The sequence below is a fragment of the Gemmobacter sp. genome (assembly GCF_016792925.1).
In the GTDB taxonomy this organism is placed as follows: Bacteria; Pseudomonadota; Alphaproteobacteria; order Rhodobacterales; family Rhodobacteraceae; genus Gemmobacter.
In genome coordinates this window covers 1-10,529 of record NZ_JAEULU010000026.1, presented here as the reverse complement: position 1 = coordinate 10,529, position 10,529 = coordinate 1, and the positions used below count along the sequence as shown (strand labels likewise).

Sequence of the window (10,529 nt, the reverse complement as noted above, 5' to 3'; positions counted from 1 at the left end):
GACGGGCGCTATTTCAACGACCGCGCGGCGCAGACCATCCTGAAGATGGCGGCGGCCAATGGGGCGGCCAAGGTGATCGTGGGGCAGAACGCTGTTCTGTCAACTCCGGCTGCCAGCCATTTGATCCGGCTGAATAAAACCGATGGTGGCATCATCATGTCGGCCAGCCATAACCCCGGCGGCCCCGAGGAGGATTTCGGGGTCAAGTTCAACATGCCCAATGGCGGCCCGGCCCCCGAGGCGGTGACTGAGGCGATGTATCAGCGCACGACCGAGCTGACCGAATACCGCATCTCGGATGCACCAGATATTGATCTGGGCCGCATCGGTGCCACCACGCTGGATGGTATGGCGGTAGAGGTCGTGGATAGCGTCACCGATTACGCCGCACTGATGGAAACCCTGTTCGATTTCCCGGCGATCCGCGCGATGTTTGCGGGCGGCTTTACCATGCGCTTTGATGCAATGTGCGCTGTAACCGGCCCATATGCCACGGAAATTCTGGAAAACCGGCTGGGCGCGGCCAAGGGCACCGTGACCCATGGCACCCCCTTGCCAGATTTCGGCGGCATGCACCCGGACCCGAATCCGACCTGGGCGCATGAGCTGATGGACGAGATGATGGGGCCGGATGCCCCCGATTTCGGCGCGGCCTCCGATGGCGATGGCGACCGAAATATGGTGGTGGGGCGCGGCGTCTATGTCTCGCCCTCTGACAGCCTCGCCGTGCTGGCCGCCAATGCGCATCTGGCGCCGGGCTATGCCCGCGGTCTGGCAGGCGTCGCGCGCTCCATGCCCACTTCGGCGGCGGCGGATCGGGTGGCCGATGCGCTTGGCATTGGCAAGTTTGAAACGCCGACCGGCTGGAAGTTCTTCGGCAATCTGCTGGATGCCGGCAAGGCTACGCTTTGCGGCGAGGAATCCTTTGGCACCGGATCGGACCATGTGCGCGAGAAGGACGGGCTTTGGGCCGTGCTGCTTTGGCTGAACATTCTGGCGGTGCGACAGCAATCCGTCGCCGCGATCATGGCCGAGCATTTCTCAAGATATGGCCGTAACTACTACAGCCGCCACGATTTTGAGGCGATTGCCTCTGATCGCGCCGATGCCATGATGGCCGCCCTGCGCGGCAGCCTTGCCAGCCTTGCAGGCCAACAGCTTGAAGGCATGACCATTCAGGGCGCCGATGATTTCGCCTATACCGATCCGGTCGATGGCTCGGTCTCGGCCAAGCAAGGCGTGCGCATCCTGTTCACCGATGGCTCGCGCATCGTCATGCGCCTGTCGGGCACCGGCACCGAGGGCGCCACGCTGCGCGTCTATCTGGAGCGGTTCACGCCCGGCCCGGAGGGGCTGGATCACGACCCGCAACAGGCGCTGGCGCCGGTGATCCGTGCCGCCCATGCGCTTGCCCGCATCGCCGAGTTCACCGGCCGCACCGAGCCCAACGTCATCACCTGACCAAAAGCGGGGGCAGGCAACTGCTTGCCCCCGGCTCGCCCCCCGGTCTAGACTGCGGCAAACAGGGAGGGGAGGCCCGTTTGACCGCATCGTTCAACCGCGTGCTGATCGTGGACGATCATCCGCTATTTTGTGACGCGCTCAGCCTCACGCTGCGCGCGCGCGCGGGTGTGGCGCAGGTCGAGGTCGCGGGCCGTCTGGAAACCGCCTTGCAACGGCTGGAGCTGACGCCCGCGCCGGACCTGATCCTGTTCGACCTGAACCTGCCCGATGTCACCGGCATTGACGGGCTGATCCGGCTGCGGGCGGCGGCGGCGGATATTCCGGTGCTGGTGGTCTCGTCGCTGGCCGATGACCGGGTGATTGCGGCGGCGCTGGCAACGGGGGCGCGCGGCTTTCTGCCCAAACACGCGCCGCGCGAAGATTTCACCGCCGCCCTTGCCGCGCTGGCGGCGGGCGAGGATTGGCTGCCCGAGGGCTTTGTCGCCCCCGATACCGCCCCGCCCGAGGCGCTGGACCGGCTTGCCGCGCTCACCCGTCAGCAGGCGCGCATCCTGCAACTGCTCTGTGCCGGGCGGCTGAACAAGCAGATCGCCTTTGACCTCTCGATTTCGGAGGCGACGGTGAAGGCCCATGTGACCGCCATCCTGCGCAAACTGGGCGTGCAAAGCCGCACGCAGGCCGTGCTGCTGGCGCGCGGCGCGCGGTTCGAGGTGCTGATGCCGGATACCGGCGCATGATCGCCCGCGCCTGGGTGCCGCTGGCCGAGGCCGCCACTTTGGCCGCGGCGCTTGGCCCCGGCCCCTTCGCCGCCGTGTTGGTCTTTGCCGCACCCGAGGCCGATCTTTCGGCGCTAGCCCGGCTGGACCTTGGCGGGCCGCTCATTGGCTGCACCACGGCGGGCGAGCTGGCACCGGGCGGCTATGCCGAGGGCGGCATTCTGGCCATGGGCCTGCCCGCCCGCGATTTCGAGGCCGAGATCCTCGCGATTGACGATCTGGGCCGCATCGACCGCGAGGCCCTGATCGGCGATCTGGTGCGCGCCCGCGCGGCGCTCACCGCGCGCCAACCCGATTGGCCGTCCGAATTTGCCTTTCTGATGGTGGACGGCCTGTCTGTGCGCGAGGATGAGCTGGCCGCAGCCCTTTCGGCGGGCCTCGGGCCGGTGCCGCTGTTCGGGGGCTCGGCCGCCGATGGCACGCGCTTTCTGGCGGCGCATGTGCTGCAAGGCGGGCGGGTGGCGCGCGATGCCGCCGTGCTGCTGCTGGTGCGGGCGCGGGGGCGGGTGCGGGTGTTCAGCCTTGACCATCTGCGCCCCACCGGCCTGCGCATGGTGGTGACCGAGGCCGACCCGGCCCGCCGCATCGTGCGCCGCATCAATGCCGAACCCGCAGCGCCCGAATATGCGCGCCTGTTGGGCAAAGACCCGGGCCAGCTGGACAGTTTCACCTTTGCCGCCCATCCCGTTGCCGTGCGGCTGGGCGGGCGCCATCATGTGCGTGCCATCCGCGAGGTGAAGGCGAATGGCGATCTGGTGTTCTTTTCCGCGATTGACGAGGGGCTGGTGCTGAGCCTTGCGGAACCCATGGATATGGTGGCGCATCTCTCGGCCGAGCTGGAGGGCTTGGGCGGACCCGCCGCCATCCTGGCCTGCGATTGCATCCTGCGCCGGATGGAGGCGCAGGAAAAGCAGCTGACCCCGGCCATTTCGGCCCTGCTGCGCCGGCATGGCGTGGTGGGCTTTTCCACCTATGGTGAACAGTTGAACGGGCTGCATGTGAACCAGACCATGACCGGTGTGGCCTTCTATCCCGCCGAGGCACCGCTGGGCGGAGGGGCCGCATGAGCGAGGCGCTGCTGAACCCCGCTGACAGTCTGGAGCGTCAGCGCGACAAGCTGCTGATCATCGCGGGGGCCTTGATGCGCCGGGTGGAGGCCGCGACCGATGACGCGGGCGCCGCCTATGCCCAATTCCAGCGCGCGGCGCTGCTGGAGGATGAGGTGCGCGACCGCACGCGCGATCTTCAGGCGGCGTTGCAGGCGCTCAATGACAGCAATGCCCGGCTGGAACAGGCCACCCGCGCCGCCGAGGCCGCGCGCCGCGCGCTGGCCGATGCGATTGGCGCGGTGGAAGAAGGCTTTGCCCTGTTTGGCCCGGATGAGGCGCTGATCCTGTGCAACCCGCGCTTTTGCGCTGCCTTTGCCGATGTGCAGCCGCATCTGCGCCCCGGCCTCCGCTTTGCCGATTACATTGATCGCGTCAGTCGATCAGCCTATCTGGCGCTGCCCGAGGGCGAGACCCCGGCGCAATGGGCCGCCGCCCGCAGCGCCCGGCATGGGGCGGTGCAGGCGGTCTTCAACGTGGGTCTGGTGCGGGATCGCTGGGTGCAGGTCTCGGAGCGCCGCATGGTGAACGGGGCCACGGTGATCCTGCAAACCGACGTGACCGAGGCCATCCGGTCCGAGCGGCAAAGCGCGCAGGACGAGGCCCGCGCCGAGGCGATGGCGGAGGCCGGGCGCATTAACACCGCGCGGGCGCGTTTTGTCGCTGCCGCCTCGCATGACCTGCTGCAACCGCTGGCGGCGGCGCGGCTGTTCATCGGCGCGGCCAGCGATGGCGGGCCGGAGGGGCCGGAGGCGCTTTTGAAGGCGCAGAATGCCTTGGGTCAGGTGGAGGGTATCCTCAGTCAATTGCTGGATATTTCGCGGCTGGAGACCGGGCGCATGGCGGTGCAGCCGGGGCCTTTGCGGCTGGAACAGGTGCTGGCGCCCTTGCGCGACGAGTTCGGTGTGATCGCCGCCGCCAGGGGCCTGCGCTTCACGCTGCGGCCCTGTTCCGCCACGGTGATCAGCGACCCGCAATGGCTGCGCCGCATCCTGCAAAACCTGATCGGCAATGCGCTGCGCTATACCCGCAAGGGGCGCGTGCTGGTGGGGGCGCGCATCCTGCCCGGCGCCCTGCGGATCGAGGTGCATGACACCGGCCCCGGCATTGCCGAGGCCGACCGCGCCGCCATCTTTGCCGAATTACACCGGCTGGACGCGCCTGCCTCTGCCGCCGAGGGCATGGGGCTGGGGCTGGCGATCGTCGAACGCGCCGCAGGGGCGCTTGGGCATGGCCTGGGCCTGCGCTCCACGCCGGGGCGGGGCAGTTGCTTCAGCGTGACGCTGCCGCTCAGCCCCGCCAAGCCCACTGGCACGGGGCCAAAGCTCAGCCCCGGCCGCCCTGTTCCAGATAGACCGCGCAGCCGGTGAGGGCGGCGTAATCGTCTTCGATGATGGTGACCGCGAAATTCGCCATGAAGCCGGCAAAGCGGCCCTTGTCGCGGAAGGCGCCGGCGAAATCGAAGCGGGTGAAAAACGGCTGGAAGGCCCGCGCCACACCGCCAATCAGGAAGATGCCGCCGAAGGGCAGGTGGGTCAGCGCCAGATTGCCCAGCTCTGCCCCCATCAGCCGCACATACAGCCGCCCGGTTTCTTCGGCCAGCGGCTCGCCCGCCGCCATGTCGGCCATGATGTCCGAAGCAGTCTTTTCGCCCGGCTGGCCGCTTTCGCTGCGGATGAAGGCATAAAGCCGCTCCAGCCCGCGCCCGGCCAGCACATCCTCCACCCCCGGAAAGCCATGCGCGGTTTCCACAAAGCGCGCCAGCCGCAGATCGGCCTCGGTGCGGATCGGCATGTTGATATGGCCGCATTCCGAGGCCGCCACGATCCGGCCCCAGGGCGTCTCATGCACCGGCGCCGCATTGAAGCCGGTGCCAGCCCCCACCACCAGCTTGGCAGCGTGATCCTGCGCCGGGCCTTCGATCACCGGCGCCAGATTTTCGGCCGCGATATGGCCAAGCGCATGGCCCTGCGCCTGCAAGTCATTGAGGATCGCCACTTTCTCCGCCCCGGTGGCGCGGGTCAGCGCGGCATTGTCGATGGTCCAATCCAGATTGGTCATCGAGGCCACGCCATCGCGCACCGGCCCGGCAATCGCCACGCAGGTTCCGGCGCAATCGGCCACGCCCGCCTCATCCAGATACAGCCGCAGGATGGTTTCCAGCCCCGGATGATCGGCATTGCGAAAGCGCCGGATGCTGTCTGGCCGCACCACCTTGCCATCGGCCAGCGCCACGCGCGTATTGGTGCCGCCAATATCGGCCACGAGAGAGAGGGGCGTTCCCATCGGTTTCCTCCGGTTGGGGGCAGCCGGGCCAGAGCCGCCAATCTTCAGTTCAGTTGCGCGCCAAGGCGCGTTTCAGCGCGTGATAAGACGGTTTCGGCGTTCTTTCCAGCGTTTCATAATTCACATGCACAAGACCGAAGCGTTTCTGATAGCCCTCGGCCCATTCGTAATTGTCCAGAAGCGACCAGTAGAAAAAGCCCTTGAGGTTCACGCCCTCGGCAATGGCTGCCTGCGCCGCCGCGAAATGGCGCGCGATGAAATCGCTGCGGATCGCGTCGTCGCTGCCGGCCGCATCGTCATTCGCCATGCCGTTTTCGGTGATATAGATCGGCAGGCCCCGGGTATAGTCGCGCTCGATCCGGGTCAGGAACCCCTTGAGGCCCTCGGGGTAGATCTCCCAGCCCATCTGGGTCTTTTCCAGCGGCCCCGGCACGTCACGGTCATGCGGCCAGGCCTTTGCAGGGTCATGGGCGTGGATGTGGCGGGTGTAGTAATTCACCCCCAGCCAGTCGATCGGCTGGCTGATCCGCGCCATGTCATCCTGCCAACCTGCGGGCAGATGAGGCTCAAGCCCCTCCAGCACCTCGGCGGGATAGGCGCCGCGGAAAATGCCCTCGGTGAACCAGCGGTTGAAGATGGCATCCTGCACCGCCGCCGCCTGCACATCCTTCGGATCGTCGCTGGCCGGGGTGGCGTGGTCGAAATTCAGCACGATGCCCAGATTTTTCTGCCCCATGGCGCGCATCCGCTCCACCGCCACACCATGCGCCAGCAGGATATGGTGCATGGCGCGGGCCGCCGCGCGGATGTCGCGCAGGCCCGGCGCATGGGCGCCCAGAAAATGCGACAGCCAGGCCACGCACCAGGGCTCGTTCACCGTCGCCACCGTTTCCACCCGGTCGCCGATCCGCGCCAGCAGGGTTTCGGTGTAATCGCCAAAGCGCAGCGCCGTGTCGCGGTTTATCCAGCCGCCCTGATCGGCCAGCGCCGAGGGCAGATCCCAGTGATACAGCGTCAGGAAGGGCCGCAGACCCCGCGCGCCCATCCCGTCAACCAGCCGCTCATAGAAATCCAGCCCCTCGGGGTTCACCGTCACCCCGTCGGGCATCACCCGCGCCCAGCTGGCGGAAAAGCGATAGGCGTCAAAGCCCGCCTCGCGCAGCAGGTCCAGATCGGCGGGCCAGCGGTTGTAATGGTCGCAGGCGATGCTGCCACCCTCGGCGCGCTTCACATTGCCCGGCGTGGCCGAGAAGGTGTCCCAATGGGTCGAGCCGCAGCCGCCAAAGGCGGTGCCTTCGATCTGATAGGCGGCGGTGGCGGCCCCGAACAGGAAACCTTCGGGAAAACTGGCACGGGACGGGATCATGGTTGACCTGTGGCTGAGAGGGGAAACGGATCAATGCGGGCAGGGGCCGGTGGATTGGCCGATGATCAGCTCGGCCTCCAGCAGCATTTCGCAGGGGCTGGCCAGACGGCCGGTGATCAGGCCGATCAGCATATCCGCCGCCTGCCGCCCGGCCTCGCGCACCGAGGAGCGCGTGGCGGTGAAAATCGGCAGGTCATCGCCATTGCGCATATAGCTCAGCTCGTCATCATGGATGATGACCGAGACATCGCGCCCCATGCGCAGGCCGCGTTCCTCGATGGCGCGGCGCAGGCCAAGGCCCATGATCATGGAGGAGGCGATGATCGCCGTGGGCCGTTGCGGCAGCGCCAGCATGGCAAGCCCGACGCGATAGCCGGCGGATTCGGTCATTTCCTCGCTGACCATGATCGCGGGATCGGGCGTCAGCCCCCGCGCTGCCAGCGCTTCCTCAAAGCCCTTGCGGCGGCGGATCGCGAAATCCATGAACTCCAGACCATTCATCAGGCCAATGCGGCGATGGCCGAGATCCAGCAGGAATTCGGTGGCGCGCTGAAAGGCGCGGCGGTTGTTCACATCCACCCAGCTATAGGGATGCGCCGCCCCGGTGGCGCGACCATGCACCACGAAGGGGATCTGCATTTCCGTCAGCAGGGCGATGCGCGGATCATTCATGCGCGGCGCATGCACGATCACCCCATCCACCGTGCCGCGCGATTTCAGCTCGCGATAGGCGCGTTCCTCGCTGTCATCGGGCACCACCGACAACAGCATGTCATAGCCGTTGCGCGAATAAACCTCGCCCGCCCCGGCGATGAAGTCGGCAAAGACCGGGTTCACGATCTCGTGCCGGGTGGCGACGGGGATGACATGGCCCATCGCCATGGCACGGCCGGTCGCCAGCCGGATGGCCCGGGTGTTCGGCTTGTAATTGTATCGCTTTGCCGCCGCCGCGACCCGTTCGCGCGTTGCCTCATTGACCTCGGGATAGCCGTTCAGCGCCCGGCTGACCGTGGTGGGCGACAGGTCGAGTTTGCGGGCAAGCTCCTTGAGATTCATCTGTTCCGGCAGCCAAAGCGTTTCAAATCAGGCGCGACTGTAGCGGGTGCCCCCCGTCAGGTCAAAGCGGAAAGCAGGGTTTGCAGCACAGGCTTGCTGCTTTCTGCATTGGCAAAAACAACTGTTTGGCGCCGAACCGCGCGCAGAGATTTGTTGACTTGAGGCCAGTGCGCCGCATAGTGAAGCCATTCAAAGCGGTTTGAATGTGATTCCCGCTTTGGCCGCGCAGGTCTGATCTGCGCCGGGGCAGAACCTTAGGGAGGAAGATGATGCCAAAGAAACTTCTCGCCACCGTGGCGGCGCTGGCGCTCGCATCGGGCGGTGCTTTTGCGCAAGACCTGAAATTTCCGGTGGGTGAGGGCGCCTTCAACTGGGACAGCTACAAGGCCTTTGACGAAGCGACCAATCTCGACGGCCAGTCGATCACCATTTTCGGGCCGTGGCGCGGCGAGGATCAGGTGCTGGTTTCCTCGGTGCTGGCCTATTTCACCGCCGCCTCGGGCGTGACGGTGAATTACTCCTCGTCCGAGGGCTATGAGCAGCAGATCCAGGTGGACATCCAGGCCGGCAGCCCGCCCGACATCGCGATCCTGCCGCAGCCCGGCCTGATCGGCGAGTTGGCCGCCAAGGGCTATCTGACCCCGCTGGGCGATGAGACGAAGGCCTGGCTGGAAGAAAACTATGCCGCCGGGGCCGATTGGGCCAAACTGGGCATCTACAAGGGCAAGGATGGCGCCGAGGCGCTGTATGCCTTCCCCTACAAGGCCGATGTGAAGTCGCTGGTCTGGTATTCGCCCGACAACTTTGCTGATGCGGGCTATGAAATCCCGAAAACCATGGCCGAGCTGAAGGCGCTGACCGAACAGATCGTGGCCGATGGCGGCACGCCCTGGTGTATCGGTCTGGGGTCGGGGGGCGCGACCGGCTGGCCCGCGACCGATTGGGTCGAAGACCTGATGCTGCGCACCCAAAGCCCCGAGACCTATGACAAATGGGTCACCCATCAGATCCCCTTCAACGATCCCGCCGTGGTCGGCGCCATCGAGGAATTCGGCTGGTTCGCCAAGAATGACAAATTCGTGGCCGGGGGAGCCGCTGCTGTCGCCGCCACCGATTTCCGCGACAGCCCCAAGGGTCTCTTCTCCTCGCCGCCGCAATGCTACATGCACCGTCAGGCCTCCTTCATCCCGTCCTTCTTCCCCGAAGGCACCGTGGTGGGCGAGGATGCCGATTTCTTCTACTTCCCGGCGGATGACACCAAGGGCCTCGGCACCCCGCTGCTGGGGGCGGGCACGCTGGCCTTCATCACCAAGGACAGCGACGCCTCGCGCGCCTTCATCGAGTTCCTGAAAACCCCGATCGCGCATGAGATCTGGATGGCGCAAAGCGGCTTTGTCACCCCGTTCAAGGGCGCCAATACCGAGCTCTATGGCTCGGAGCCGCTGAAGAAACAGGGCGAGATGCTGCTGAATGCCACGACCTTCCGCTTTGACGGCTCGGACCTGATGCCGGGCGCCGTGGGTGCGGGCAGCTTCTGGACCGGCATGGTGGATTATGTCGGCGGCAAATCCGCCGCGGATGCCGCTGCCCAGATCGACGCCGCCTGGCCGAAATAAGCGCCTGAGACCACAGGCCGGGGGCGGCAATCGTCCCCGGCCTGCCACAAGACGCAGCCCGCGCTGCGACAAAGGGGGGAGAGGGGCATATGCATCCCGCAATTCAGGCCGTGCTGACCATCGTGATCGGGGTTGGCGGCTGTATCGGTTACTTCTATTTTTCGAACCTGCTGCTTGACAAGGTTCTGTTTCCGGCGCGCGGCGCCGATGCGGGGCGCAATATCAATCGCGCCAACATGATCCGGCCCTGGCTGTTCCTCGCGCCTGCGATGATCGCGCTTGGCCTCTATCTGGCCTATCCGGTGGTGGCGACCGCCTGGCTCTCGCTGCATGACAAGACCGGCGAGACCTTCGTGGGGCTGGCCAATTACGGCACCATGATGGGCGAGGCGAAATTCTGGGAATCCATGCGCTCCAATGCGCTGTGGCTGCTGTTCGTGCCAGCCGCCTCCACTGCTTTCGGCCTGCTGGCCGCGCAGCTGACCGACCGCATCTGGTGGGGCAATATCGCCAAATCCCTGATCTTCATGCCCATGGCGATTTCCTTCGTCGGTGCGGCCGTGATCTGGAAGCTGATCTATGACGTGCGCCCCGAAGGCACCGAGCAGATCGGGCTGCTGAATGCGATCTACCTGGCCCTGGGCGGCGACGCGCCGCAGCAATGGCTGCAAATTCCGTTCTGGAACAACTTCTTCCTGATGGCCGTGCTGATCTGGATTCAAACCGGCTTTGCCATGGTCATTCTGTCGGCCGCCCTGCGCGGCGTGCCCGAAGACACGATCGAGGCCGCGATTCTGGATGGCGCCAACCCGTTCCAGATCTTCTTCAAGATCAAGGTGCCGCAGATCATGGGCACGAT

The 10,529-nt window shown here is 66.0% G+C and carries 9 protein-coding genes; 6 read left to right on the top strand and 3 right to left on the bottom strand.

The genetic code is table 11. From position 1 onward, the window contains the following. The 4 genes from JNN06_RS01480 to JNN06_RS01465 form a co-directional block, all read left to right on the top strand. The coding region (locus JNN06_RS01480; RefSeq protein WP_291237828.1) for an alpha-D-glucose phosphate-specific phosphoglucomutase at nt 1–1,461 on the top strand (1,461 nt) is incomplete at its 5' end. Nucleotides 1,462–1,541: 80 nt separating this feature from the next. Further along, nucleotides 1,542–2,201 (top strand): response regulator transcription factor, encoded by a 660-nt coding sequence (locus JNN06_RS01475; protein WP_291237827.1) that lies wholly within the window; start codon nt 1,542–1,544, stop codon nt 2,199–2,201. Next, nucleotides 2,198–3,307 (top strand): FIST N-terminal domain-containing protein, encoded by a 1,110-nt coding sequence (locus tag JNN06_RS01470; RefSeq protein ID WP_291237826.1) that lies wholly within the window; start codon nt 2,198–2,200, stop codon nt 3,305–3,307. Before JNN06_RS01475 ends, JNN06_RS01470 begins: the two co-directional genes overlap by 4 nt. Then, on the top strand, nt 3,304–4,716 hold the full coding sequence (locus JNN06_RS01465; RefSeq protein WP_291237825.1) for a HAMP domain-containing sensor histidine kinase: 1,413 nt from the start codon (nt 3,304–3,306) through the stop codon (nt 4,714–4,716). Before JNN06_RS01470 ends, JNN06_RS01465 begins: the two co-directional genes overlap by 4 nt. Here JNN06_RS01465 and JNN06_RS01460 read toward each other — a convergent pair. From JNN06_RS01460 to JNN06_RS01450, 3 genes are read right to left on the bottom strand one after another with little or no spacing between them, the layout of a single operon-like run. Beyond that, nucleotides 4,673–5,632 carry a glucokinase gene (locus tag JNN06_RS01460; RefSeq protein ID WP_291237824.1) on the bottom strand — a complete coding sequence of 320 codons (960 nt, stop codon included), beginning with the start codon at nt 5,630–5,632 and terminating at the stop codon, nt 4,673–4,675. The genes JNN06_RS01465 and JNN06_RS01460 overlap by 44 nt on opposite strands. Nucleotides 5,633–5,681: 49 nt before the next feature. Then, nucleotides 5,682–6,998, bottom strand: coding sequence for a GH1 family beta-glucosidase (locus JNN06_RS01455; protein WP_291237823.1), 1,317 nt, complete (start codon nt 6,996–6,998; stop codon nt 5,682–5,684). Nucleotides 6,999–7,028: 30 nt separating this feature from the next. Further along, nucleotides 7,029–8,054, bottom strand: coding sequence for a substrate-binding domain-containing protein (locus JNN06_RS01450; protein ID WP_291237822.1), 1,026 nt, complete (start codon nt 8,052–8,054; stop codon nt 7,029–7,031). Nucleotides 8,055–8,323: 269 nt separating this feature from the next. Here JNN06_RS01450 and JNN06_RS01445 point away from each other — a divergent pair, with 269 nt between their 5' ends. Beyond that, complete coding sequence (locus tag JNN06_RS01445) at nt 8,324–9,670, top strand: ABC transporter substrate-binding protein (protein WP_291237821.1); 1,347 nt, start codon at nt 8,324–8,326, stop codon at nt 9,668–9,670. Nucleotides 9,671–9,759: 89 nt separating this feature from the next. Beyond that, nucleotides 9,760–10,529, top strand: a 770-nt coding sequence (locus JNN06_RS01440) for a sugar ABC transporter permease (protein ID WP_291237820.1), incomplete at its 3' end; no start/stop codon positions are given.

Coding starts and splice junctions, on each gene's coding strand:
- JNN06_RS01470 (WP_291237826.1), top strand. CDS start 2,198: ATGATCGCCCGCGCCTGGGTGCCGCTGGCCGAGGCCGCCACTTTGGCC.
- JNN06_RS01465 (WP_291237825.1), top strand. CDS start 3,304: ATGAGCGAGGCGCTGCTGAACCCCGCTGACAGTCTGGAGCGTCAGCGC.
- JNN06_RS01460 (WP_291237824.1), bottom strand. CDS start 5,632: ATGGGAACGCCCCTCTCTCTCGTGGCCGATATTGGCGGCACCAATACG.
- JNN06_RS01455 (WP_291237823.1), bottom strand. CDS start 6,998: ATGATCCCGTCCCGTGCCAGTTTTCCCGAAGGTTTCCTGTTCGGGGCC.
- JNN06_RS01450 (WP_291237822.1), bottom strand. CDS start 8,054: ATGAATCTCAAGGAGCTTGCCCGCAAACTCGACCTGTCGCCCACCACG.
- JNN06_RS01445 (WP_291237821.1), top strand. CDS start 8,324: ATGCCAAAGAAACTTCTCGCCACCGTGGCGGCGCTGGCGCTCGCATCG.